The sequence below is a fragment of the Bradyrhizobium sp. WYCCWR 13022 genome (genome assembly GCF_030435535.1).
GTDB lineage: Bacteria > Pseudomonadota > Alphaproteobacteria > Rhizobiales > Xanthobacteraceae > Bradyrhizobium.
The window spans coordinates 72,643-98,565 of the sequence record NZ_JAUIZJ010000005.1; the positions used below are offsets into that span (position 1 = coordinate 72,643).

18 protein-coding genes are annotated in these 25,923 nt (G+C 66.0%); 12 read left to right on the forward strand and 6 right to left on the reverse strand.

The window, feature by feature from the left end; translation table 11 throughout:
- Positions 1-150 precede the first annotated feature (150 nt).
- The 3 genes from QY049_RS11070 to QY049_RS11080 all read left to right on the forward strand — a co-directional run bounded on the left by QY049_RS11070 (position 151) and on the right by QY049_RS11080 (position 3,069).
- Entirely contained in the window at positions 151-963 is an 813-nt protein-coding gene (locus tag QY049_RS11070; RefSeq protein WP_258766192.1) for a UDP-2,3-diacylglucosamine diphosphatase, read from the forward strand.
- A gap of 13 nt (positions 964-976) precedes the next feature.
- Positions 977-2,020 (forward strand): glycosyltransferase family 1 protein, encoded by a 1,044-nt coding sequence (locus QY049_RS11075; protein ID WP_301269328.1) that lies wholly within the window; start codon positions 977-979, stop codon positions 2,018-2,020.
- A gap of 65 nt (positions 2,021-2,085) precedes the next feature.
- On the forward strand, positions 2,086-3,069 hold the full coding sequence (locus tag QY049_RS11080) for a threonine/serine dehydratase (RefSeq protein WP_258766194.1): 984 nt from the start codon (positions 2,086-2,088) through the stop codon (positions 3,067-3,069).
- Between the two features lie 139 nt (positions 3,070-3,208).
- Here the strand turns inward: QY049_RS11080 and QY049_RS11085 are convergent, their stop codons facing one another.
- On the reverse strand, positions 3,209-5,005 hold the full coding sequence (locus QY049_RS11085) for a caspase family protein (RefSeq protein WP_258766195.1): 1,797 nt from the start codon (positions 5,003-5,005) through the stop codon (positions 3,209-3,211).
- Between the two features lie 231 nt (positions 5,006-5,236).
- A complete protein-coding gene (locus QY049_RS11090; RefSeq protein WP_258766196.1) occupies positions 5,237-6,598 on the reverse strand; it encodes a hypothetical protein in 1,362 nt (453 codons plus the stop codon).
- Positions 6,599-6,673: 75 nt separating this feature from the next.
- On the opposite strand from QY049_RS11090, the gene QY049_RS11095 reads away from it, so the two are divergent.
- The gene (locus QY049_RS11095) at positions 6,674-7,870 is read left to right on the forward strand and encodes a major facilitator superfamily domain-containing protein 6 (RefSeq protein WP_258766198.1); all 1,197 of its coding nucleotides are present in this window, start codon (positions 6,674-6,676) and stop codon (positions 7,868-7,870) included.
- Here the strand turns inward: QY049_RS11095 and dgcA are convergent.
- Positions 7,840-8,835 (reverse strand): N-acetyl-D-Glu racemase DgcA, encoded by a 996-nt coding sequence (dgcA, locus tag QY049_RS11100; protein ID WP_258766199.1) that lies wholly within the window; start codon positions 8,833-8,835, stop codon positions 7,840-7,842. The two genes, QY049_RS11095 and dgcA, sit on opposite strands and share 31 nt — an antisense overlap.
- A 137-nt stretch (positions 8,836-8,972) precedes the next feature.
- Between dgcA and QY049_RS11105 the strand changes: the two genes are divergently transcribed.
- Genes QY049_RS11105 through QY049_RS11115 form a run of 3 tightly spaced genes read left to right on the forward strand, consistent with a single transcriptional unit; the run spans position 8,973 to position 11,780 of the window.
- The gene (locus QY049_RS11105) at positions 8,973-10,106 is read left to right on the forward strand and encodes an ABC transporter permease (RefSeq protein ID WP_194481742.1); all 1,134 of its coding nucleotides are present in this window, start codon (positions 8,973-8,975) and stop codon (positions 10,104-10,106) included.
- A 2-nt stretch (positions 10,107-10,108) separates the two neighbouring features.
- On the forward strand, positions 10,109-10,891 hold the full coding sequence (locus tag QY049_RS11110) for an ABC transporter ATP-binding protein (RefSeq protein WP_194481743.1): 783 nt from the start codon (positions 10,109-10,111) through the stop codon (positions 10,889-10,891).
- Positions 10,892-10,907: 16 nt separating this feature from the next.
- Entirely contained in the window at positions 10,908-11,780 is an 873-nt protein-coding gene (locus QY049_RS11115) for an MlaD family protein (protein WP_194481744.1), read from the forward strand.
- Positions 11,781-12,364: 584 nt separating this feature from the next.
- On the opposite strand, the gene QY049_RS11120 is transcribed toward QY049_RS11115, so the two are convergent.
- Entirely contained in the window at positions 12,365-12,802 is a 438-nt protein-coding gene (locus QY049_RS11120) for a PIN domain-containing protein (protein WP_258766200.1), read from the reverse strand.
- On the reverse strand, positions 12,799-13,101 hold the full coding sequence (locus QY049_RS11125; protein ID WP_246755782.1) for a hypothetical protein: 303 nt from the start codon (positions 13,099-13,101) through the stop codon (positions 12,799-12,801). Before QY049_RS11125 ends, QY049_RS11120 begins: the two co-directional genes overlap by 4 nt.
- Positions 13,102-13,299: 198 nt before the next feature.
- Here QY049_RS11125 and QY049_RS11130 point away from each other — a divergent pair, with 198 nt between their 5' ends.
- The 4 genes from QY049_RS11130 to QY049_RS11145 all read left to right on the forward strand — a co-directional run bounded on the left by QY049_RS11130 (position 13,300) and on the right by QY049_RS11145 (position 19,354).
- Positions 13,300-13,476 carry a DUF3311 domain-containing protein gene (locus tag QY049_RS11130; protein ID WP_194481747.1) on the forward strand — a complete coding sequence of 59 codons (177 nt, stop codon included), beginning with the start codon at positions 13,300-13,302 and terminating at the stop codon, positions 13,474-13,476.
- A complete protein-coding gene (mctP, locus tag QY049_RS11135) occupies positions 13,466-14,956 on the forward strand; it encodes a monocarboxylate uptake permease MctP (RefSeq protein WP_194481748.1) in 1,491 nt (496 codons plus the stop codon). The genes QY049_RS11130 and mctP overlap by 11 nt, the downstream gene beginning before the upstream one ends.
- A gap of 196 nt (positions 14,957-15,152) precedes the next feature.
- Complete coding sequence (locus QY049_RS11140) at positions 15,153-18,704, forward strand: PAS domain-containing hybrid sensor histidine kinase/response regulator (RefSeq protein ID WP_258766201.1); 3,552 nt, start codon at positions 15,153-15,155, stop codon at positions 18,702-18,704.
- Positions 18,701-19,354 (forward strand): response regulator transcription factor, encoded by a 654-nt coding sequence (locus tag QY049_RS11145; RefSeq protein WP_301269329.1) that lies wholly within the window; start codon positions 18,701-18,703, stop codon positions 19,352-19,354. The genes QY049_RS11140 and QY049_RS11145 overlap by 4 nt, the downstream gene beginning before the upstream one ends.
- A 71-nt stretch (positions 19,355-19,425) precedes the next feature.
- On the opposite strand, the gene QY049_RS11150 is transcribed toward QY049_RS11145, so the two are convergent.
- Positions 19,426-25,143: a negative regulator of septation ring formation gene (locus tag QY049_RS11150; RefSeq protein WP_301269330.1), complete on the reverse strand. Its 5,718-nt coding sequence runs from the start codon at positions 25,141-25,143 to the stop codon at positions 19,426-19,428.
- A 392-nt stretch (positions 25,144-25,535) separates the two neighbouring features.
- Here QY049_RS11150 and QY049_RS11155 point away from each other — a divergent pair, with 392 nt between their 5' ends.
- The gene (locus tag QY049_RS11155; RefSeq protein WP_301269331.1) at positions 25,536-25,910 is read left to right on the forward strand and encodes an Hpt domain-containing protein; all 375 of its coding nucleotides are present in this window, start codon (positions 25,536-25,538) and stop codon (positions 25,908-25,910) included.
- The last annotated feature ends 13 nt before the right edge of the window (positions 25,911-25,923 follow it).

The window sequence follows — 25,923 nt, forward strand, 5'->3', positions numbered from 1 at the left end:
GCGGAGAACCATTGGGGCGCCATGTCGCCTGATTGTCGCATGCGGCTGATATTCGCGGGGAGGGCGAGGCAAGGTCCGATTCGTATCCGAGGGTGCCTCATCGGTTCAATCGTCATCCCCCTGTCACGGGACATTGTTACAGGCTGTCGCATGGGAAGTTACGATGTGAGTGACGAGAGCCCGGAGCGGCGCTTTCGCACGTTGTTCATCTCCGACGTCCATCTCGGAGCCCGCGGCTCGCAAGCCGACCTTTTGCTGGACTTCCTGCGCTACCACGATGCCGACACGATCTACCTCGTCGGCGACATCGTCGATGGCTGGGCGCTGAAATCGAGCTGGCACTGGCCGCAATCGCACAACGACCTGGTGCAGAAGCTGCTGCGCAAGGCGCGCAAGGGCGCCAAGGTCATCTACGTGCCCGGCAATCACGACGAGTTCCTGCGCAACTATTACGGCACGCATTTCGGCGGCATCGACGTCGTCGAGAACACCGTGCACACCGGCGCGGACGGCAAGCGCTACCTCGTCATTCACGGCGACATCTTCGACCTCGTGGTGCAGAACGCGCGCTGGCTCGCCCATCTCGGCGACAAGGCCTACGACTTCGCGATCCAGATGAACCGCTTCGTCAACTTCTTCCGACGCCTGTTCGGCGTGCCCTATTGGTCGCTGTCGCAATGGGCCAAGCAGAAGGTCAAGAATGCGGTGAACTATATCGGCGCGTTCGAGCAGGCACTCTCCGCCGAAGCCCGGCGCCACGACGCCGACGGCGTGATCTGCGGCCACATCCATTACGCCGTGATCCGCGACGAGAACGGCATCCGCTACATGAACTGCGGCGACTGGGTCGAGAGCTGCACCGCGCTCGTCGAGCATGATGACGGTCGTTTCGAGATCATCACCTGGGCCGACCATCTGCGGAAGCCGGCTGAAGTGCCGCAGGTGGCGGCAAGAGCTGCCTGACGAGAGCCGCTTGATGCGCATCCTGGTCGCGACCGACGCCTGGCACCCGCAAGTCAACGGTGTGGTTCGGACGCTGACCAAGCTCGCCGACGCCGCCAAGACGCTCGACGTCGAGTTCTCGTTCCTCACGCCGCAATCGTTCCGCACCTTCGCGATGCCGAGCTATCGCGACGTGCGGCTTGCCATGCCGCGCCCGGCGCGCATCGCAAAACTGATCGCGGAAGCGCGGCCCGACAGCATCCACATCGCGACGGAAGGGCCGATCGGCCTGATGGTCCGCCGCTATTGCCGTCAGCGCAAGCTGCCGTTCACGACCAGCTTCCACACCCGCTTCCCCGAATATGTCCGCGCGCGCGTGCCGGTTCCGGGCTCCCTGATCTGGCGGGCGCTGCGCCGCTTCCACAGCCCGAGCCGGGCCGTGATGGCGGCGACGCCGGCGCTGACCCAGGAACTCGGCGAGCGCGGTTTCGGCAATGTCGTGCTGTGGCCGCGCGGCGTCGATACGCACCTGTTCCATCCTCGCGCCGTCGACCTCTGCCTGCCGGCCCCGGTGTTCCTCTCGGTCGGCCGCGTCGCGGTTGAGAAGAATCTCGAAGCGTTCCTCGACCTCGATCTGCCCGGCACCAAGGTGATCGTCGGCGACGGTCCGGCGCGCAACGCACTGGAGGAGGCCTATCCCGACGCGCTCTTCCTTGGGGAAAAGCACGGCGAGGAGCTGGCCGACATCTATGCGGCGGCCGACGTCTTCGTGTTTCCGAGCAAGACCGACACGTTCGGCCTGGTCCTGCTCGAGGCCCTCGCAAGCGGCCTGCCGGTCGCGGCCTTCCCCGTGAAGGGCCCGCGCGACGTCATCGGCGATGCGCCGGTCGGCGCACTGGACGAGGATCTGCACAGCGCCTGCTTCGCTGCGCTCGACATTTCCAGGCAGGCCTGCGTCGCATTCGCCGCCAACTACACCTGGGAGGCCTCGGCGCGGGCCTTCATAGACAACATCCGCGCGGTCGGTGCGGTGCTGCCCGGCCGGGAGAGGGCGGAACAGCCGCGGTTCGTCGCCTGAAGAGAAGAAAATCCTCGCGCGGAGGTGTCTTGCCCGCGCCTCGCCGGCCGCGATAACATCGCGCCATGTCTGAACAGCCCCTTCCGGTCGGCCCCGCCGATATCGACGCCGCAGCGCGTGTGCTCGCGCCCTTCGCCGTCCGCACCCCGCTGTTGTCCTTTCCGGTGCTCAACGAGCGCGTCGGTGCAAAGGTGTTCCTGAAGCCGGAGATGCTCCAGCGCACCGGGTCCTTCAAGTTCCGTGGCGCCTTCAACAAGGTGTTCTCGATCCCGCAGGACAAGCGCGCCGGCGGCGTCGTCGCGTTCTCCTCCGGCAATCATGCCCAGGGCGTGGCGGCGGCGGCAAAGATCCTCGACATGCAGGCGACCATCGTGATGCCCGCGGACGCGCCGCTGTCCAAGCGCGAGCGCACCAAATCGTATGGCGCCGAGGTCGTGCTCTACGACCGCGATCGCGACGACCGCGAGGCGATCTCGCGCGGCATCGCCGAAAAGCGCGGCGCGACGCTGGTCAGGCCCTATGACGATCCGTTCGTGATCGCGGGGCAGGGCACCGCCGGCCGCGAGATCGCGGAAGACATGGCAACGCTCGGCCTTGCGCCCGACATCGTGGTGGCGCCGGCCTCCGGTGGCGGCCTGATCGCGGGCGTCGCGACGGCCGTGAAGGCGCGCTATCCGCAGGCCCAGATCGTGGTGGCCGAGCCCGAAGCGTTCGACGATCACGGCATTTCGTTGTCCGCGGGCCATCGCGAGCCGCACCCGCCGGCGGGCCGCACCATCTGCGATGCGCTGATGGCGCTGATCCCCGGCGAGATGACCTTCGCGATCAACAGCAAGCTGCTCGCGCGCGGCGTCACGGCGTCCGACAAGGAAGTCGGTGCGGCCGTCGCCTTTGCCTATCGCGAGCTGAAGCTGGTGGTCGAGCCCGGCGGTGCGGTCGGCCTAGCCGCGTTGCTCGCGGGCCGTCTCGACGTTGCCGGCAAGAACGTCGTCATCGTCCTCTCCGGCGGCAATGTCGATGCGGATCTGTTCGCCGAGCTGGTGGCCTGAGTTCAATTGAACGGTGCGAGCGGGGAGGCTCGGTTCACCTCTCCCCGCTGGGGAGGTGAGGACTGCCCGGATTTTCTGACATGACGAAGGGGGCAGAGCGTTGCCGCTCTGCCCCCTTGCCGTTTTGTCTTTGCCGTGATCAGTGCATGAAGCTGCGGTGGTTGTTGCCCGCATTCATGTTCGATTGGTTCATCGACTGACGGAAGTTGTTGCCGCCGCCATTGCCGATCGTATTGATCTGCGGCCGGGTGTTCTGCGGATTGTTCTGTACCTGCACCTTGTTCACCGGGTTGTTGTTGAGCTTCACGACGCCGGGGTTGACGCGGATCGGGTTGCTCTGGGTCTGGACGTTCGTCGTCTTCACGTCGGTGGTCTTGACGTCGACCCTCGCGTTGCCCTTGCCGATGTTCACCGGCATGCTCACGACCTTACCCGCCGTGCCGGCATTGTTTTTGCCGTTGTTCTGCGTGACGGTCACCGGCAGCGTCGTGATCTTGCCGATGCCGCCAGTGTTCGTCGTCGTGTTGGTCGGCGCGGGCAGCGTCACGATCTTACCCGGAGCCTGCGAGGGCGTGCCGTTCTGCGAATTGCCGGCGGGCAGGTTGGTGATCTCGCCGCCGTTGCCGAGCTTGCCGATGACTGTGCCGTCGACCGGCTTCTGCACGACCGGCAGGTTGGCGTTCATCTGCGAGCCGTTGCCCTGCTGCATCAGCGGCATGTATTTGGGCTGGCCGAGATTGCCGATCTTCAACGTCGAGGCGATGTTCTGCGGGGCCAGGAACTTCGTCGCCTGCATCAGGGGGATCAGTTTCGGCTGCGCTTCCAGCTTCAACGCGACTTGCGCATAGGGACTGTTGCCGTAGCTGTCGTAGAAGGTTTTGTAGCCGAGCGGCGAGTTCGCCAGCACCGCCTGGTGCCAGGCCTGCGAGATCAGGAGGTTCGCAAGCAGCCAGCGGATGTGGTCGCACAGCGGGTCGTGCGGATACATCGCGACGAACTCCTGATAGTATTCGGGCCTGCCCTCGGACAGCACGTAATCATAGGCCTGGCGGGCCGAGCGGCTCGGCAGGTTCGAGGCCATCTGCACCACCGGTGCATGCACTGGGGCGCGGCTGGCGGCAACGGCGGTGTCGCCGAAGAAGGTGAAGTCGGATGTGAGCGAAGAGCTCTCCCAGGGAACTTGCGCGCCGCTGGTGGTCTGGTTCACCGCAAGGCGCACGCGCTTGAAGAGCTGCTCGATCGGTACGTTGGGCTCGCGCGCGGCGTTCAGGAAGGCCTGTGTGTAAGGGCTGTGGCCGCCATTGCCGTCGAGCGCTTCGGCGCCCGGTGCGGTCGAATAGCCGACGATCGAGCCGTTCGGTGCGTCGACGATGGCAAGGCCACGGCCGGCGTCGTTGACCTTGGGGAACGGGTTGTTGCGGCAGGCATCGAGGATGACGATGCGCATCCGGCTCGGAATCGTCTCCAGCGTCGACATCACGTCGACCAGGCGGACCGAGTCGTTGACGAGCTCGGTCTGGTTCGAGACCTTCGCATCGACGGGAACGAGATAGTTCTCGCCGGCGAGCTGCACGCCATGGCCGGCGTAATAGACCATCGCCACCGTGTTGGGGCCGCGTGCGGACACCTTTGCCGAGAAATCCTGCACCACGCGCAGCATGTCGTTCTGGCCGAGGTCGGTCGCCGAGATCACCTCGAAGCCGGCCGAGTTCAGGAACTGTGCCATCGACTGCGCGTCATTGTCGGGGTTCGCGAGCTGCGGCGCGTTCTGGTAGTTCGAATTGCCGATCACCAGCGCCACCCGCTGCTCCGGGCCTTGCAGCGCGGTCGGGGCGGGTTGGACGGGGGCGACTTGGGCGGAAACCGGGCCGCAGGCGAAGCCGAACAGGCTTCCCAGCAGGCCCGCAGTCATCAGGGCGGATTTCAGGTGGAACATGGCGTGCTCCTTTCGGCACTCATCTCGATGCGAGATTGGTTGCCAGCAAGCCTGACCGCGTTCGAGCCTTGCCGTCCGTGATCGTGATCACCCTCGACTGGGCGTGATCTGGATCACGTAAGGAGCAGCCATTCGCTTAGAGGTGGGCGTGGCGATGCAATCCAGCGCCTTTCCGCCGGGGAATCTGGATTGCTTCGGATGCTTGCAATGACAAGCGAGAGATACCGCCCCTTACGAGAAGAACGCGATCTTCTCGGCCTGGGTCATGCGGCGGATCGGCGCAAGCGCGTCGTTGGCGGCCGCGCGGGGCTTTTGCACGATGCCGCTGGCGAGGATGGTTGCGCCGAGCGAGGGCTCGGGCAGGGGAGAGGGCATTGGCAGCGTTGCGCCGGGGGCTGCGTCCGATGACGCCGTGGCCGCCATCGCGGGGGCCGGCTGCAGCATCACTTCGGCGGCAGCCTCCGCGATGGCATCGGTGAGGCGCGCGAGCGATTCCATCGCGATCGGGGCCTCGGTCACCGGCTCCTCGACCTCAGGCTCCTCGAATTGGGGCGCAGCCGGCGCCTCGATCGCGGCGGGCTCCGCTTCCACCGGCTCCGGCATCGGTTCCGGAATGGCTGTTTCCATCTCCATCGGCGCGACGATCTCGTCGAACTCCGGATCGGGCGCGGCCATCTCCAGCGCGATCGCGTCGAGTATGGCTTCGTCCTCGGCTTCCGCGGCGGCATCGAGCGAGAACTCGTCGGTGATCCCGGCGATGCCCACGGGATCGGCGAGGCTGTCCTCGACGGCAGCAAAACTCTCTTCGACCGCGGCGTGGCTCTCGGCGATCTCGGGCGCGACCGCGACGTCCGGCACCGCGTCCTCGGCGAGGCCGCTCACCTCAGCGATGGCCTCGGGCTCTGGCGCGATCTCCCGCGGCGTCTCCGTAAAAGCCGCGGGTACTTCGCTCACCATCGCAGCGGGCGTTTCGTCACCCGGCTCTTCCGCGTCCGTCGCAGCCGGCTGCGCAGGCGCCGGAGCAGGTTGCACGGCAGCTTGCGGCGCCGCGACACCGCCAGCATCGGTCTGCTCGACCCGGTCCCTGAGCAGATCGAAGGCGGCCTTGAGGTCGCCGCGCGGGTCGATGGTCACCACCTGGGCGCAGGCCGCTTCGATCGAGGCGAGCTGCGAATCAATCAGGTCGCAGATTCGCCCGTCGGCGCCGATCTCGCGCCAGCGCCAGGAAATCTCCTTGATGATGCGCACGCCGCGCGGGATGGGCGCGAGGTTCGCTTCGATCGCGGCGGGATCGAACGCCTTGGCTGCGGCGCTTTCTGCGTCCTCGACCGCGCGGCGGATCGCGACGAGGGCTTCGGGCAGGCGATCCTCGACGACGGGTTGTCGCTGTGCCGCAAGGGTTTCTTCGATTTTCGCAACGGCGTCGAGCACCATGCGCGTGTCGGCGTTGCGGTTGCGCTTGGCGTATTCGCCGAGGAACCAGCGGCCGCGCGCGGTCTCCATGAAGGCTTCGCGGATCGCGTCGTAGTCCTGCTCGTTCGGCTCGGCCGCGCGGGCAGACATGGGCGAAAGGGCGAATGCTTCGTTGGCCATGACAATCTCGTCGCGCAAATCACTGCGCGTTACTGTAACGATCACCACGATATCGACCGAATCGCAATTGGTTTGATGCCACCCGTATCACAAATCCCCACACCAGCATCGGTCAAGCGGCGATTCGCCGTGAGTCTCGCGCTGTTCTATTCGGCCGTGTTCGCGGTATCGGGCACGCATCTGCCGTTCTTTCCGGTGTGGCTCAAGGCGATCGGCATCGACGCGTCGTGGATCGGCGTCATCAACGCGCTGCCGGCGCTGACGCGCTTCACCACGCTGCCGCAGATCACCGCCTTTGCCGAAAGGAAACGGGCGATTCGCGCCGCGATGATGATCTCGGTGCTGGCGACCGCGATCGGCTTTGCGGCGGTCGGCTTGCAGCAGCAGCCACTGGCGCTGTTCCTGATCTACGCGCTCACCTGCATGATGTGGACGCCGACGACGCCGCTCACCGATGCCTACGCGCTGCGCGGCGTCGCGCGCTACGGGCTCGACTACGGACCGGTGAGGCTGTGGGGCTCGGCAGCCTTCGCCGCCGGCTCGCTCGCCTGCGGCTATCTCGTCGACATCATCGCCGCGCGCGACCTGATCTGGATCATCGTCGCATGGGCGGTCGTTGCCGTGCTCGCCAGCCTGCTGCTGCGGCCGCTCGACGATGTCAGGCGCAGGACGGCGGAGACGCATGTCGGCAAGCCGCTGCTGCGCGATGCCGGCTTCTGGGCGGTGATCGCCTCTGCTGCGCTGATCCAGGGCAGCCACGTCGCCTATTACACCTTCTCGGCGATCAACTGGCAGCTCCATGGGATCAGTGGGCTGACGATCGCGGGGCTGTGGACGCTGGGCGTGATCGCGGAGATCGTCGTGTTCGCGCTGTCGCCGCGCTTCTCGCTGCATCCGTCATCGCTGATGGCGATCGGCGGCGTAAGCGCGGTGCTGCGCTGGATCGTCACGGCGAACGAGCCGCCGCTGGCGCTGCTCGCGGTCGCACAGCTCGGTCACGGCCTGACGTTCGGCATGACCATCGTCGGCACCATGACGCTGATGGTGCAGCGCGTGCCATCGCACCAGATCGCGCGCGGGCAGGGCTACCTCGCCGCATGCAGCGGACTATTGGGCGCAACGACCTCGATCGCGTCGGGTGCGATCTACGCCCGCATCGGTGACAGCCTGTATTACGTAATGGCGGCGATGGCCGCGGTCGGCGCGCTCGTGATCTGGTCGGCGCGGCACCGGCTGACGGCTCAGCCCCAGAGCGAAGACTCGGGCGGATAGACCAGGCTCTCGTCGTAACGCAGGCCGTGATCGCGATCGCGCGCGAGCAGCAAGGGACCGTCGAGATCGACGAAGCGTGCCTGCGGCGTCACCAGCATCGCGGGCGCCATCGACAGCGAGGTCGCGACCATGCAGCCGATCATGATCTCGAAGCCGAGCGCCTGCGCGGCGTCGGCCATCGCGAGCGCCTCGGTGAGGCCGCCGGTCTTGTCGAGCTTGATGTTGACGGCGTCGTAGCGGTCGCGGAGCGCCGCGAGGGTTTTGCGGTCATGCACGCTCTCGTCGGCGCAGACGGCCAGTGGTCGCTTGATCCGCGCCAGCGCATCGTCCTTCCCTGCCGGCAACGGCTGTTCCACCAAGGTCACGCCGACGGCGTCGCAGGCGGCGAGGTTGTGCTCGAGGTTGGCCTCGGTCCAGGATTCGTTGGCATCGACGATCAACTCGGATTCGGGGGCAGCCTTGCGGACCGCAGAGATGCGGGCGTCATCCCCGTCGCCGCCGAGCTTGATCTTGAGCAGCGGCCGGCGAGCGGCCTTGGCGGCCGCCGCCGCCATGGCCTCGGGGGTGCCCAGCGAGATCGTATAGGCCGTGGTGCGCTCACCCGGGGTGGGGCGGTCCAGCAGGTTCCAGGCCCGCAAGCCGGCCGCTTTGGCCTCCAGGTCGATGAAGGCGCAGTCCAGGGCGTTGCGGGCGGCGCCGGGCTTCATGGCAGCCTGGAGCGCCTGCCGGTCGAGACCGCCCCTGATGGCGTCCTGCATGGCCGCGATCGCCGCCAGCGTCGCCTTTGGGGTCTCGCCGTAGCGGGGATAGGGCACGCATTCGCCGCGGCCGGTCAGGCCGGTTTGGGTCAGTTCGGCCACCACGGTCACGGCTTCGGTCTTGGCGCCCCGGCTGATGGTGAAACTGCCGGCGATGGGAAACCGCTCGATTCGCGCGGAAAGACCAGGAACTTTGCTGGAAGTCATTTTGAACTCTGGCGAAATCTGAACCTGCTGGTTACCTCTAGCAACTAACATTAACCAGTTGGGGATACCTTTTCTGGGTACGGGCGCGTGCGCAACACTCTGATTTCCTCCGCCCTGGTCGTATGGGAGCGGACACCTTGAGCGGCGATCCGAAGCTGGAACGGATTGCCAAAGGCAATGCGCTGGCCCTCTGTGCCACCGGAACCTGGACCGCGAGCTTCGCGCCGGTGCTGGAGCGGATGGTGGCCGACGCCGAGAAGCTCGCCGGCGGCCCCCAGAGCATCTTCATCGACGTCTCCGAGGTCGCCAAGCTCGACACGTTCGGGGCCTGGCTGATCGAGCGGCTGCGCCGCAGCCTGACCAAAGGCTCGGTCGAGGCGCAGATCGCCGGGCTGTCTGCGAACTATTCGAGCCTCGTCGACGAGGTACGCCGGGTCCGCGCGACCCCGGTGGTCGAGACCTCGACGATCACCATCACCGGCATGCTGGAGCAGATCGGCCGGACCGTCGCGGGCCTCGCCGGCACGGTGGCCGGCCTCGTCGACATGCTCGGCGCGGTGCTTGCCGCGGGCGGTCGGGTGCTGATCCATCCGCGTTCGTTCCGCCTGACCTCGACCGTGCACCACATGGAGCAGGTCTGCTGGCGCGCGGTGCCGATCATCGTACTGATCACCTTCCTGATCGGCTGCATCATCGCCCAGCAGGGCATCTTCCATTTCCGCAGGTTCGGCGCCGACATCTTCGTCGTCGACATGCTCGGCGTGCTGGTGTTGCGCGAGATCGGCGTGCTCCTTGTCGCGATCATGGTCGCAGGCCGCTCGGGCAGCGCCTACACCGCCGAGCTCGGCTCGATGAAGATGCGGGAAGAAATCGACGCGCTGCGCACCATGGGTTTCGATCCGATCGAAGTCCTGGTGCTGCCGCGCATGCTGGCGCTGGTGCTGGCGCTGCCGATCCTCGCCTTCCTCGGCGCCATGGCCGCGCTCTATGGCGGCGGCCTCGTCGCCTGGCTCTATGGCGGCGTCGATCCCGAAGCGTTCCTGCTCCGCCTGCGCGATGCCATCTCGATCGACCATTTCATCGTCGGCATCGTCAAGGCGCCGGTGATGGCCGCGGTGATCGGCATCGTCGCCTGCGTCGAGGGGCTCGCCGTGCAGGGCAGTGCGGAATCCCTCGGACAGCACACCACCGCGTCGGTGGTGAAGGGCATCTTCTTCGTCATCGTCATGGACGGCGTGTTCGCCATCTTCTTCGCCTCGATCGGAATGTGACGATGGCGCAAGAAACTCAAAACGCGATCCAAAATCCCATCATCCGCGTCCGCGACATCACCGTGCAGTTCGGCACGACGCGCGTGCTCGACGGGCTCAACCTCGACGTCAAGCGCGGCGAGATTCTGGGCTTTGTCGGTCCTTCTGGCGCGGGCAAGTCGGTGCTGACCCGCACCATCATCGGCCTCGTGCCGAAGGTCGCCGGCTCGATCGAAGTGTTCGGCGTCGACCTGGATTCCTCCAGCACGTCGCAGCGCCGCAACGTCGAGCGGCGCTGGGGCGTGCTGTTCCAGCAGGGCGCGCTGTTCTCCTCGCTCACCGTGCGGCAGAACATCCAGTTTCCGATGCGCGAATATCTTCGCGTCTCGCAGCGGCTGATGGACGAAATCACCATGGCCAAGCTTGCCATGGTCGGCCTCAAGCCCGAGGTGGCCGAGCGCTTTCCGTCGGAACTGTCCGGCGGCATGATCAAGCGCGTTGCGCTGGCCCGCGCGCTGTCACTCGATCCCGACCTCGTCTTCCTGGACGAGCCGACCTCCGGCCTCGATCCGATCGGCGCCGGCGATTTCGACGACCTGGTCAGGACGCTGCAGCGGACTTTGGGGCTGACCGTTTTCATGGTAACCCACGACCTCGACAGCCTTTACACCGCTTGCGACCGCATCGCCGTCTTAGGGAACGGCAAGATCATTGCGGCAGGGTCGATCGCCGACATGCAGGCCTCGCAGCATCCCTGGCTGAGGCAGTATTTCCACGGCAAGCGCGCCCGCGCGGTCGTGACTTGATGTGCCGGAGTAGCTGATGGAAACGCGGGCGAACTACGTATTGATCGGATCTTTCACGCTGGCGGTGTTCGCGGCCGCGATCGGCTTCGTGCTGTGGTTCCAGTCGCTGCACACGACCAAGCAGCGCAGCCCGTTCCGCGTCGTCTTCGAGGGCCCGGCGGCGGGCCTGCGCAACGGCGGCAGCGTCAACTTCAACGGTATCCGGGTCGGTGAGGTGGTCTCGGTGAAGCTCGACAACCCGCGGCGGGTTGTCGCACTCGCCATGATCGAGAACAACACGCCGCTCCGCAAGGACACCCTGGTCGGCCTCGAATTCCAGGGCCTGACCGGCGTCGCCGCGATCTCGCTCAAGGGCGGCGAGGAGGCCGCGCCGCCGCCGCCGCTCGACGAGGATGGCATTCCCACGCTGACCGCCGATCCGAACAAGCTCCAGGACGTCACCGAGGCGATCCGCGGCACGCTGCAGAACATCAACAAGATCGTCGCCGACAATCAGGAGTCGGTGAAGAACTCGCTGAAGAACCTCGAGACCTTCACCAACTCGCTCGCCCGCAACTCCGAGAAGATCGACGTCGTGATGGCCAAGGTCGACGGCGTCATGCTCAAGGCCGACAACCTCATGCTCGGCCTCAACACGCTCGCCGGCGGCAAGGACGGTGGCGAACTGTTCCAGACGGTGAAGTCGATCCGCGAACTAGCCGAGGATTTCGACAAGCGCTCCGGTGCGCTGATGACCGACGGCCGCCGCACGCTCGGCGACATCAGCCGCGCCGTGAACAACTTTGATCGCAATCCGACCCGCGTGCTGTTCGGCGCGAGCAACAGCGCGCCAGCCGCCCCCCCGCCCGAGCCGCCGAAGCCGGCAGCGAACGAGCGCAAGCGGCAGTAGGCGTCGACCGTTCTAGTCTAGCTTCCGTCAGTTCCCTGCATCGGTATCTGTCGGAAGTCGATATCATCGGCTTCGATCACCCATACGAATGCTTTGCATTGGGCGCGATAGGCCCACTCAATCTCGTGGATCAAGTGACCGCGATCCGAGATGCGAAACTCGTCGTAGCGCCAATCGCCGGGCGACGGCGCATCTGGCGAAAGCTCCTGGAGTGAGTAAGGATACCCGGTCGGATACCTAATCTCGATATGTCCATCCTTGTAAGCGCCGAGCAAGCGAAGCGCGATCGAACGGGATCGTTGACGAGGCTGGGAGCCCGGCCTCGCCAATACTTGCAGCGACTCCAGCCAGGCATCATCCGGACAGCGGCGATCCCTCGTATGGTAGAACCAGTCTACGGGCTCATAGGCGCGAGGCGGGAACACTGCCTGGTTTTCGGCGAGATAGGTTTGGTACGTACCGCACGAATGCATGTTCTGCTTCAGGATATTTATCGTCGCGCCCGTCGTCCGAGAGAATGAACTCCTTTGACCGGTTCCTGTCAGATCCGTCTAAGATAAATCAGACACCGTAGGTCAAATGCCCTAGTCGGCCTTGCGCTCTCGCAGCGGGTTCACGAATTTCAGTCCCGCGAAATCTTTCTCGTTGTCGGTCGCAACCATGCAGTCATTGGCCTCGGCCACGGCGGCGATGATCATATCGAGAGCGCTGCGGGGCCTGCCGGTGGTGGTGCCACGCGCCATGAGGCGCGCCCAGACTAGGCTTGCTTGCTCGTCGAAAGCCAGCACGCGCCCCGCGAAAAGCGATGGTGGCCCTTCAGGACCTGCGAACCAGCCCTCTAACGCGCTCCGTTTTTTTCCCGCTGGTTTTTCCAGGATACCTCGCCGGATTTCTCCAATCGTTAGAGCGGAGATGAACAGATCATCATCGTTCTGTGCGGCCAGCCACGCCAGGAGCGTTGGCGACGGGCTCGGTTTCGTGATGTTGCTGGTGATGTTGGTGTCGAGGACGTAGCGTATCACAGGTCAACCTTGCGACCCGTTACGCGCGTGCGCTTGACCTCGAGATCGGTTCCGACAAGCGGCGAGCGTCGCAGCGCGGCAAGGATGCCGCCCTTCTTGGGAGGTTCCGCTGCTATTGATCGATGCAGTGTAGAGCGCAGTCGCTCGGCGTCGGTACCATCTTCGGCGAGCTGCTTGGCAAGGGACCGGATCAATTCACGGTCGGTATCGAGGCCGAGCACCTCGAACCGCGCCATGCCACGCTTGGTCAGACGGGCCCGGTAGTTTCGAAGTGCTCTTTTTTGGGCTGTGTCGGCCAAGGGCCGTCCTCCATTTCTGGAAATATATCCTGAAATAGATCGGAATGCAAACTGATACAGCGTTAGCGCCCGTACGAAAGTATGGGGGCTGGCCGCGCCAAGGTAGGGGGAGGGACTGGCGGATGATCTCAGCTATATCGCGCTCAAGGCGCGCTTCACGAAAAGCGTGCCGACTTCACTCACAGGGGAGGAGAGAGCGTGATACGTCTTTTGCTTTTGTTGCCGTTCATCGGCCTGATGATCGTGCCGTTCTACAACGTCCGGGAGCCGCTTCTGTTCGGCTTCCCGTTTTTCTATTGGTATCAGCTCGCTTGGGTGCCGCTGACCTCGCTGCTCACCTACATCGTGTACAGGAGCGTGCGTCGTGCTGGCTAATGTCGATAGCGCGGCCTTCGCCGTATTCCTCGCTCTGTTCATCCTCGTCACCGGCATGGGCTTCGTCGCCGCGCGCTGGCGCAAGCCGGAGACGCTCGCTCATCTCGACGAGTGGGGCCTCGGTGGCCGCAAGTTCGGGACCTGGATCACCTGGTTCCTGGTCGGCGGCGATTTCTACACCGCCTATACCGTGATCGCGGTGCCCGCCCTGGTCTACGCGGTCGGCGCCTACGGATTCTTCGCGCTGCCCTACACCATCATCGTCTATCCCTTCGTATTCGCGGTGATGCCGGTGTTGTGGAAGGTGGCCAAGGAGCGCGGCTATGTCACCGCCGGCGACGTGGTGCGCGGTGCCTACGGCTCGCGCGGGCTCGAACTTGCTGTCGCCGCAACCGGCGTGCTGGCGACGATGCCCTACATCGCGCTCCAGCTGATCGGCATGGAAGTCGCGATCAAGGCGCTTGGGCTGAGCGGCGAGGTGCCCCTCGTTCTGGCCTTCCTTGTGCTGGCGCTCTACACTTATTCGTCGGGCCTGCGCGCGCCTGCGCTGATCGCCTTCGTCAAGGACATCATGATCTACATCGTGGTGATCGCCGCGATCGCGATCGTGCCGTCCAAGCTCGGCGGTTATGGCGCGATCTTCAACGCGGCGGATGCAGCGTTTGCGGCGAAGGGCTCGGGCGGCATCCTGCTTTCGCCGGCGCAGATCGTGTCTTACGCCTCGCTGGCACTGGGCTCGGCGCTCGCCGCCTTCATGTATCCGCACACGCTGACCGGCATCTTCGCGTCGTCAGGCGGCGACACCATTCGCAAGAATGCGATGCTGCTGCCGGCCTACACGCTGCTGCTCGGCCTGCTGGCGCTGCTCGGCTACATGGGCCACGCGGCCGGGCTGAAGCTCGCGAGCAACAACGACGTCGTGCCGGAGCTGTTCAAGACGCTGTTCCCGAGCTGGTTCGCAGGCTTTGCTTTCGCCGCGATCGCGATCGGTGCCTTGGTGCCGGCAGCCGTCATGAGCATCGGCGCTGCCAACCTGTTCACCCGCAACTTCTGGAAGGTGTGGGTCGATCCGAAGGTGACGCCGGCCGGTGAGGCCAAGGTCGCCAAGATCACTTCCATGCTGGTGAAGGTCGGCGCACTTCTCGCCATCCTCCTGATGCCGACGCAGTTTGCGCTCGACCTGCAACTGCTTGGCGGCCTCTGGATCCTACAGACGCTGCCGGCGCTGGTGTTCGGACTCTACCTGAACTGGTTCTCGAGCACGGCGTTGCTGGCCGGCTGGGCCGTTGGCCTTGCGGGCGGATCGTGGCTGGCCTGGTCTGACGGCTTGAAGCCGCTGCACGGCATCGACTTCGGCGCCGGCAAGGTCGCGATCTACACCGGCGTGCTGGCGCTTGCGCTCAACATCGTCGCCGCGGTCGTGGTCAACGTCGTGCTCAAGGGCCTGCCGCAAGCCCGCCTGTCACGCGAGGCGGCCTGACGTCGCGCCTTGATCGGCGGCCGGCTATCCGGCCGCCGATCCCAAAAGCACCTTTCACGCAATTGAAAGCTCTGGATTCTCGTGTTGACGCGTTTTTCTTTACGCGAACCGGTGTCCACTTCTGGAATACGCTCTAATATCCGCCCGCGTTCCGACCTCTCGATGAGCGGGCGGATGGGTCTCGAGTGAGGATATTTTGCAGGCGTGGTTCGTTCTCGCGGTCGCAGCCGGTTATGTGACCACGCTGTTCCTGATTGCCTGGTGGGGCGATCGGCGGAGCGTGGACGGACCGCTGGTCCCGCCAAAATCCTGGGCGGCCGCGGTCAGCTATTGCCTGACACTTGCGGTCTACAACACCTCCTGGAGCTTCTACGGATCGGTCGGCCGCGCCGCCACCAGCGGACTGGACTTCGCCACGATCTATATCGGTCCGACGCTCGTGCTGCTGTTCGGCCAGAAGCTGCTTGCCAAGGTGATCGCGATCGCGAAAGCCCAGAATGTCACCTCGATCGCTGACTTCATCGCCGCGCGCTACGGCAAGAGCCAGGCGCTTGCCGCCTTTGTGACGCTGGCCTCGCTGGTTGGTGTGCTTCCCTATATCGCGCTTCAGCTCAAGGCCGTTGGCAAGAGCTTTGATTATCTGATCCTCCAGCCCGAGCGGGCCGGAGGCGAAGCGCTGCGATTCTGGCAGGACTCGGCCTTCGGCGTCGCCGCGTCGATGGCGCTGTTCGCGATCGTGTTCGGCGTCCGCCATGTCCATGCCAGCGAGCATCATCGCGGCTTGATGCTCGCGATCGCCTTCGAGAGCGTGGTCAAGCTGGTCGCATTCCTTGTGGTCGCGCTGTTCGTGCTGTTTGGGCTCTCGGGCGGACCGGCCGCGCTGCTGTCGCAGTTCGCTTCGGATCCGCAACTGGCTGGGATCCTCGCCTTCGATCCCGCCCAGCCGGTCTGGCCCTCGACGATCGTCATGTCGGCGATTGCCTTCCTGTGCCTGCCGCAGGCGTTCCACGTCGCCGTCGTCGAGAACGAGAGTCCTGGGCATACGCGCACCGCAGCGTGGCTTTATCCTGCCTATCTTGTGCTGTTCAGCCTGCTGATCCTGCCGATCGCCGCCGCCGGCCTTGCGAGGTTCGGTGCGATGATGGACCCCGACACCTACGTTATCTCGCTGCCGATCGCGGCGCATGCGGGCACCATCAGCCTGATCGCCTTCCTGGGTGGGCTATCGGCCGCCACCGGTATGGTGATCATGACCTCCGTCGCGCTGAGCACCATGCTCTGCAACGACGTCGTCATGCCGCTGTTGCTGCGCTCGCGCTTCTTCGGCCTGCGCGCGCAAAGCCGGCAGGTCGCCTCGGTGCTGATGACAGTGCGCAGGCTCTCGATCCTCGGCATCCTGCTGCTGGCCTATCTCGTGCACCGCCTGGTTAACCAGACCTATCCGCTCACCGTGATCGGCCTGTTGTCGTTCGTTGCGGTCGCGCAATTCGCTCCAGCGTTCGTTGGTGGCCTGTTCTGGCAGCGCGCCAACAAGATCGGTGCCTCGATCGGAATCGCCGTCGGATTCCTGATCTGGGCTTATACGCTGCTGCTTCCCTCGGCCGCGCCGCTGTGGCCCGCCTTCGCGGAGATCGTTCGCCACGGCCCTTGGCAGTTCGGCTTCCTCAAGCCGAACGCGCTGTTCGGCATCGGGGGGCTCGACCCGATCTCGCATGCGACGCTGTGGAGCCTTGCCGCCAACCTCATCTGTTTCGTCGCGCTTTCGCTGCTGGGGCGGCAGACCACCGTCGAGCGCAACCAGGCCGCGGCATTTGCCGACGGTGTCGTCCGCGACACCGTGCCAAAACTGTCCTCGCGCGTGGTGGTCCGACTTGACGATCTCCGTGCGCTCGCCCGGCGCTTTGTCGGTGCGGAGCGCGGCGAGGCGGCTTTTGACAGCTATCTCGGCGCGCGCATGTCGGGCACCGGGCCGCGCCTCGATCCGTCCGGCCTGGTCGATCTCGACTCGATCCGCTTCACCGAAAACCTTCTCGCCGGCGCGATAGGTGCTGCGTCGGCACGCGTGGTGATTGCGGCCTCGCTGGAAGGGCATTCACTGTCGCGGCGGGCGGCGATGGCGATGCTGGACGAGGCTTCGGAAGCCCTGCACTTCAATCGCACTCTGCTGCAAAGCACGCTGGAGAGCGTGCCGCAGGGCATCTGCGCGTTCGATGCCGATTTTAGCATCACGGCCTGGAACGGGCGGTTCATCGAGCTGCTCGACCTGCCGCGGGATTTCGTCCGCGTCGGCCTTCCGCTCTCCGAGCTCATCGCCTTCAATGTTGAGCGCGGCGAATACGCCGCGTCCGAATTCGCGGCGCTCCTGGTCAATCGCGACGTCGCGAGCCAAAGCTGGCCCTATCTCTACGAGCGCAAGCGGCCAGACGGCACGGTGCTCGAGATCGTCTACGATCGCGCCGCCGAGAGCGGTTATGTCTCGACCTACACCGACGTGACCGAGCGTCACCGTGCTGCCGAGGCGTTGCGGCGTGCCAACGAGGATCTCGAGTTGCGTGTCCGCGAGCGGACCGAGGCGCTCGAGCAGGCCAAGGCGGAGGCCGAGCAGGCTAATCTCGGCAAGACCCGCTTCCTGGCGGCGGCGAGCCATGATCTGCTGCAACCGCTGAACGCGGCACGTCTGTTCCTGTCGGCGCTCGACGAAAGCCTGCACGCTTTTTCGCAAGCCGGTGTCGCAGAGAAGGAACGAACTCTCGCCGGTAGTGCCATCACGGCGCTTCGTTCGACCGAGCATGTCCTCGACAGGCTGCTCGACATCTCCTCCTATGATGCCGGCGCTGTCAGTGCCGAGCCATCAGACTTTCCGATCGCCGATCTGTTCGTGCAGTTGAACGTGGAATTCTCGGCCATGGCGCGTGAGCGCGGAATCGTCCTCCGCGTCGTCGATTGCCAGCTCGCTGTGCGCAGCGATCCGCACTTGTTGCGGCGGATCTTGCAGAACCTGCTGTCGAATGCGTTGCGCTACACGCCCAGAGGACGCATCCTGCTCGGCTGCCGGCGACGCGGCGGCGATCTGCGCATCGAGGTCTGGGACACCGGTGTCGGCATCGCCGACGCGGACCATAAACGGATCTTCGAGGAGTTCAAGCGCCTGGCGCCGGGATCGGAGAAGGGGCTGGGCCTGGGCCTGGCGATCGTCGATCGTGTCTCCCGGCTGCTGGGGCATCCCGTTGATCTCTATTCGCGCCTCGGTCACGGTTCATGTTTTGCCGTCACGGCGCCGCTTGCGCGCGGCCCGGGAACGTCGCTCCAGCGCAAATCGGCGGACGCTGCGCCGGTTGTGACGGAGCGGCCGCTGACGATCCTGTGCCTGGACAACGATGCGACAATCCTCGACGGCCTGACGGCGCTGCTCAGCGGCTGGGGTCATCGCGTGCTGGTTGCAACCGATGCCGCCGACGCAATGGCGGCGGCCGCGGCGAGCCCGCCCGACGTCGTGCTGGTCGATTATCATGTCGATGGGGAACGCACCGGCTTGGACTTTCTCGATGATCTCAGGCAGAGATCGGGCCGCGGCACCTGCGCGCTGGTCGTCACAGCAGATCGCAGCGAGGCCGTCCGCACGGCGGCAAAGGCACGCGGCTGCGAGGTGCTTTCCAAGCCGGTCAAGCCGGCGGCGCTGCGTCGCTTCCTCGGCGGCGAAGCCTTGAGCCGGCAGTTCGGGACCGAACAGGGAGCCCCATCAGCGTGACCATGCGCATCCTTATCGGCGATGATCATCCGCTGGTGCAGGCTGCACTCCGCAGCGCGCTGTCGACCGTGCTGCCCGACCTCGACATCATCGCCTGCCAGGCCCTCGACGAGGCGATCAGCGTGCTCTCGGCGCAGTCGGACGAGATCGACCTCGTCCTATGGGACCTGGCGATGCCGGGGATCCAAGGATTTGCCGCGCTGTTCATCCTGTCGGCACAATTCCCGACGGTGCCGGTTGCGATCATCTCGGCGCGGCAGGACGCGGCCACGATCCGTCGCGCCATCGCCTATGGCGCGTCCGGTTACATCCCGAAATCGCTTGGTCTGCCCGAGATGGCGGACGCGATCACGAAGATCCTGGCCGGCGAAATCTGGATGCCGCCCAATGTCGGCGGCCGCGGTTCGATACAGAGCACCGATGTCGAGCTTGCCGCCCGCATGGCCTCGCTGTCGGCGCAACAGCTGCGCATTCTGGCGATGATCGTCGAGGGCAAGCTCAACAAGCAGATCGCGGGCGAGCTCGATATCGCCGAGCAGACCGTGAAGGGACACGTCTCAACGATCCTGCGCAAGCTCGGCGTCGGCTCGCGAACCCAGGCCGCGGTTCTCGCCGAGCGGCTGCCGTTCGGGCAGCCTGGCGGGAGTTGAGCACGCAAGGTCAAAAACAAAACGGAGGCCGTGAGGCCTCCGTTCTTATTCGTCATCGCTGGCCTTGCCGCTTATCCCAGCCGGCCCGCCGCATGTGCCAGCAGCGTGTAGACTAGACCCGTTTCCGAGGTCAGGTGGCTGCGCAGCTCCTGCGGGCCGCGACCGTCGCGGGCGACTTCGTCGAGCAGGCGTTCGAACTCGCCGATGTAGCGGTCGACCGTGCTCTTGAAGTTGCGGTCGGCGCGATACTTGCGGGCGACCTCGTCGAAGGCCTTCTGGCCGGCGGGCGTGTACAGGCGCTTGGTGAAGGCCTTGTTCTCGCCGCGCTGGTAGCGGTCCCACATCTCGGCGGCGAGGTTGCGGTCCATCAGCCGGCTGATGTCGAGCGACAGCGATTCCAGCGGATTGCTGCTGGCCTGCGGGGCCTGCGGCTGCGGCGCGGGTGCAGCCTGCTGGCGGCCACGCGGGGCCTCGCGACCGGCCGGAGCAGCCGGGGCGGCGTCCGTGCGGTTCAGGAGATCCGACAGCCAGCCGTCGCGTCCCTGGTCGTTGCCGCCAGGGGCGACCGGCGGGGCCTCGGTGCGACGCGAGGCGGCGGGCATGCCGAGGTCCGGCGGCGGCAGCGTCGAGGCGCTGCCGGTGTCGCGGCTGCGGGTCTCGGCGGTGCGGCTGCCCGCGGTCGCCATCATCGGCTCTTCCTGGCGCTGGACGGCGACGGACGCGCGGCCCGTCGTGGTGACGTCGAGGCCGCGGCCGTGCTGGGCCACGATGCGGTTGAGCTCGGCGAGCGCCTCGATCTGGTCGACGATCACCTTGCGCATCTGCGCGGTGCTCTCGGCGGCCTCCTGCGGCATCTCGAGCACGCCGCGGCGCAGCTCGTTGCGGGTGGCTTCGAGCTCGTTGTGCATCTCGAACGCCATCTGCTTCATGCTGGAGACGAGGTTGCCGAACTTCTCGGTCGACTGCTTGAACATCGCATCCGCCTCGTCGGTGGTCTGGCGGTAGATGTCGTGCATGGCCTCGATGGTCTGGCGGTGCTCCTCTTCGGACGCCGACCGCACCGCCTCGAACTGGCGGGTGATCGCGGCCGAGCCTGCGCCGGCGGTCTCGGCGACCACGCGGGCGATGTCGCGGGCACGCTCTTCGGCCGCAGCGAGCGACTCATCGAGCAGTCCGGTGAAGCGCGACAGGCGCTGGTCGAGATCGGCGGTGCGCAGGTCGATGGTGCTGACGAGCGATTCCAGCGCCGCCTTGCGTTCGGCAAGCGAGGCGGTGGTGTTCTTGTTGCTCTGCTCGACGACCTGCGCGGCATCGACCAGGGCCTTGCCGTGCGCGTCGAACTGGGTCGACAGCTCGCCGAGGTCCTGGAGCGCCCGCGTGGTCTTCGTGTTGAAGACGTTGAGCTGGTCTTCCAGGTTCTGCGTCGCAGCGCCGTTGCGCGAGGTGACGTCGTTCATCGCCGAGACGAAGTCGGCGACGCGCGTCACCAGCGCCCGCTCAAGCGAGTTGAGGTTGTCGTGCGCACCGGTCAGCACCTCCTGGAGGAGGATGTTGCCTTCGCGCAGGCGCTCGAACAGGGCCACGGTGTCGGTGCGCAGGATCTTGCTGGTCTCCTGCATTTCGGTGACGGCCGCGATCGAGACCTGGCGCGACTGGTCGATCGCCGCGCGCGAGGCCGACTCGAGGTCCTTCAGAGACTTGCCGACCGCGCTGGTCGCGATCTCGCTCGCCGCGTTGATGGTGCGGGCGACCTCGTTGCCGTTGCCCATCATGGTCTGCGAGAAGGCATGGCCGCGCGTCTCGATCGACTTCAGCGCGTCGGAGGTGACGCGGTCGATGTCGAGCGTGAGCTGGCTGGTCTTCGAGCCGATCGCGTCCACGAGCGAGCCCCGCTTGGCGTCGATCATGTTCGAGAGGCGGTCGGCCTGCTGCTGCACGTAGGTGACGATCTCGTCGGTCTTGCCGGTCATGGCCTGGCCGAAGCTGGAGCTGGCGGCGAGCACCGAGCGCTCGATGTCGGCCGAGCTCGACTTGACCCGCGAGCTCGCCTCGTTGGAGGCGGAGATCAGCGCGTTCTGGGCGTTGAGCGCGCTGGTCTGGATGTCGTTGGTCGCGTTCGACGTCGCCGTGCTCAGCGCGCGCTCGATCTCGGTCGAGATCGTGCGGATCTGGCTGGCGGCATCCGCCGAGCTCGAGGTCAGCGAGGTCTGGGCCTCGCGGGCGCTGTTGAGGATGGTCGAGGCGGTGTCGGCGCCGACCGAGGTCAGCGTGCGCTCGATGTCCGTCGCGAGCGACTTGATCTGGCTCGCCGCGTCGGTCGAGGCGGAGATCAGCGTGCCCTGGGCCTCACGCACGCCGCTGGTGAGGGCCTCGATGGTGGCGCCGCCGGCGGTCGCCAGCGCGCGCTGCATCTCGGCCGCGAGCGAGCGGACCTGGCCGGTTTGCTCTGCGGAGACAGCAAGAAGGGTGCTCTGGGCGTCGCGGGCGCTCGCCGTGATCGTCTCGGCGGTGGTCTGGCCGACCTGCGAGAGCGAGCGGTGCACTTCGGCCGCGAGCGACTTCACCTGGCTCGCCGCATCCGAGGACGCATTGACCAGCGTGCTCTGGGCTTCACGCGCGCCGGTCATGATGGTCTCGGCGGTCGATGTGCCAGCCATCGAGAGCGAACGCTGCACGTCCGAGGACAGCGCCTTGATCTGGTTGGCGGTCTCGGTCGAGGCCGCGATCAGCGTGCCCTGCGCATCGCGGGCACCGGCGGTGATCGATTCCGCCGTCGAGGTGCCGGCTAGCGACAGCGAGCGCTGCACGTCGGCGGTGAGCGTCTTGACGAGGTTGGCCGCGTCCGAGGAGGCGGTGACGAGCGTGGTCTGCACCTCGCGGGCGCCGGCCAGGATCGAGGCCGCGGTGGCCGAGCCGGCTGCGGACAGCGTGCGTTCGACGTCGGTGGCGAGGCCCTTGATCTGGTTGGCGGCATCGCCCGAGGCCGCGACCAGGCTCGACTGTGCCTCGCGGGCGCTGGTCAGGATCGAGTTCGCAGCACCGGTGCCGACCGCGGTCAGCGCATGCTCGACCTCGGCGGAGGTCATCCTGAGCTGGGCGTTGACGTCCGAGGAGACCGTCATCAGCGACTGCTGCGCAGTGCGCGCTCCGGTCTGGATCGTCTCGCTGGTGTTGACCACGAGGTTGGTGAGCGAGCGCTCGGCGTCCTCGACATGCGAGCGGATCGCGGTCGAGATCATCTCGGCGCGGGACATCATGTCCTCGCTGGCCTGGCGGCCGCTGTTTTCGATGCGGCCGGCGACGGCCTCGACGCGCGAGCCGAGCAGGTCCTCGAACTGCGCCACGCGGACGTCGATGTCGTTGGCAACCGAACCGACCTTGGTCTCGATCGCCTGGTGGATATCCTGGAAGCGCGCCGTGACCGTGTCGGTCAGGTGCATGCTGCGTCCGTCGATGAGGTCGGCGACTCCGGTGATGCGGCGGTCGACCGCCTCGATCGCCTGCGCGGTGCCGTCCGTGAGCGTCGAGGTCAGCAAAGTGAGGCGGGTGTCGATCGACTGCACGGCCTGCGAGGCGCCGTTGGTCAGCGCCGAGGTCAGGTAGGTCAGGCGGGAGTCGATGGATTCGAGCGCCTGCGTCGCACCGCCCGTGAGGGTGGTGGTGAGATGGGTCAGGCGGGTATCGATCGACTGGATCGTCTGCGAGGCGCCGTCGGTCAGCGACGTCGTGAGGTGGGTCAGGCGGCCGTCGATGGATTCGAGCGCCTGCGCCGCACCGCCGGTGAGGGTGGCGGTGAGGTGGGTGAGGCGGGAGTCGATCGAGTGGATCGCCTGCGTCGCACCGTCGGTCAGCGTCGTGGACAGCGTGTTGAGACGGCTGTCGATGGTCTCGGTGACGGACTTCGCACGGGCATCGAACGACTGCTCGAGCGCGCCGACGCGGCCGCCGAGCTGCTGGTCGAAGGTCTTGATGTGACCCTCGATGGTGCCGTCGAGGTTGGCGATCTTGCCGTTCAGCGAGGCGTCGAGATGGTTGACGCGTTCGCCGATCGTGGTCTCGAACTGCACCAGGCGCTGGTCGAGAATGGCCGTGATCTCGCCGCCGTTGGAGGTGAAGCGGGTGTCGAAATTGTCCACATAGGTCTTCAGCGATTCATGGATGTCATGCGTGCGCTGGCCCATGCGCTCGACGATCTCGCCGCCGAAGGTCTTCACGGTGCGGTCGAACTCGGAGATGTGGCGCGTGATCAGGGCGCCCAGCGTGCCGGAATCGCGGGCGAACTTCTCGACCAGCTCGGAACCCTGGTTCTTCACCAGTTCGTCGAACGCGCTCATCTGGAGCGAGAGCGAGTCGTGCGCGGTCTCGGTCTGGCTGACGACCTTGGCGACGAGCGTGTTGACGGTGGCGTCGAGCGCCTCGCTCGCCTTGTCGCCCGAGGTCATGATCTGGCCTGCGAGGCGGTTGCCGGCGTCGTCGATCTTGGCGGAGATGTCGTTGGAGCGCAGCTCGAGCTCGAGCAGCAGCGAGTCCGACGAGTTCTTCAAGCTGTCGTGCACCTGCTCGGTGCGCTCGGAGATGCCGTCCACGATCGCGGCGGAACGCTGCTCGAACTCGCCGGTGATGCGGTCGATACGCTCGTTCAGCATCTCGTGGACGCGGTCGGCGAGGTCGACGAACTCGTCGTGGACGTGGCCGGTCTTGAAGTTGAGGCTGGTGGTCAGCCGCTCGCTGGCGTCGAGCACCGCGCGCGTGGTCTCGGCGCTGGCCTCCTCGAGGCGGTCGAGCAGGTCGCCGCCGCGCTCGCCGAGCGCCAGGATCATGTTGTCGCCGGCATGGCTCAGCGCGCCGGTGATGTGGGCGCCGCGCTCTTCCAGCGCGCCGGTGATGGATTTCGCGACCTCGTCGACGCGCGAGGCGATCGCGTCCGAGATCAGTGCGATGTCGTGGCGCAGGTCGATCTGCACGCCGGAAATGGCGCTGCGGACCTGCTCGGCCTGGCCGACCAGGTTGTCGCGCTGATGCGCGATGTCCTGGAGCAGGGCGCGGATGCGCACTTCGTTGTCGGAATAGGCGCGCTCGAGCGCGGCAACCTCGTTGGCGACCAGTGTCTCGAGCTCGCCGGCACGCGCGATGGCGCGCTCGATGCCGTCGCCCATCGCCGCGACTTCGCGGCGGATGGCCTGGCCGACGGTGACCATGGAATCGGACGCCGAGCCTTCGGGCTCGGAGAAGCGGATCGCGACCTGTGCCATCGCCTGAGCGACCTGGCTCATCTGCTGGCCGCGCCAGACGAGACTGGCGAGGAAATAGAACAGCATGATCGGCGCGAAGAACATGGTGACGAGGCCGGCGATCGCCAGCACGCCGCCGCTCTCGCCCATGGCGGCACGGATCGAGGGCAGGAAGCCGACCGTCAGCGCGGCGCAGGCGGCGAGCCAGATCACGGTGAAGATGGTCGCGCCGGTGTAGATGTTGCGGGCGGGGCGGCCCGTTTGCAGCGACTGAAGCAACTGGCCGATGGTCTCGCGGTCGTCATTGGCCGCACGGCGCGAGGTGCGCGGTTCCTCGATGGAATCGAACACGGCGCGCTCGTTGGCGGCAGGCCGCGGCTCGAAGGTCGGCTCGTCGAACGCCGGAGGTGCGGGCGGCGCGACCGACGGCGCCGCTTCGTTGCGCATCGACGCGTTGCGGCTGGTATCGGCCGCCGTGTCGCTGATGTTGAGGGCTTCCTGGATCGCAGAAAGCGCAACTTCTGTGGGGTCTTTGACCTTTTTGGGAGTGTTGGCCATGTTCAGTCCGAGCCCTCGTTACTTTTACGCGTCCCCCCGCGAGCCCTGCGCGCTACGCAAGCCCACAGACCGGATTATGCCGCTTGCGCGGATCTCCGAGCCGTTCCCACCCGGACGGCTTGTCCGCCAATTTCCGCAACATCCTATTGGCAGAGCGTCGCGAATGAAATGCCCGCGATTAAGACATTCTTAATCATCGTTAACAGGAATGTGCCGTAACACCTTAGGCCTAAATGAAATTCTCCACCGGACTAGGCTAATTGCGGCAACTTTTCGTCAATAAACGGGCGGATTTGCGTAAAACGGCCCGAACACTTCGTTAACCATTTTCGTGCTTCGGTGGGCGGAACCGCCGGACCGGCGGACCATCGCGCGATGCCGGGGCCTGCGCCATGACGCCTGAACTGCAACGGATGGACTGGATGCCCTCGCCCCCGCTTGCGCCCATCGACAGCCCGCTCGACCTCGACCACCTCTCGCGCATGACGCTCGGCGACGCCGAGCTGGAGCAGGAAGTGCTGGCGATGTTCGCCGAGCAGGCCGTCCGCCTGATCGCAGCAATGGCGGCGCTGCCCGCCGAGACCGGCGCGCTTGCGCACAAGCTCAAAGGCTCGGCACGCGGGATCGGCGCCTTTGCGGTCGCGGATGCCGCCGCGAGCCTCGAGATCGCGGTCCGGATCGGCCACAACCAGCCCCATGCCCTTGCTGCGCTGAAAGAGGCGGTCGCCGAGGTTCGCGCGGCCATTGCGGCAATTCTCAAGCACTAGGCCGGTCCTGCTT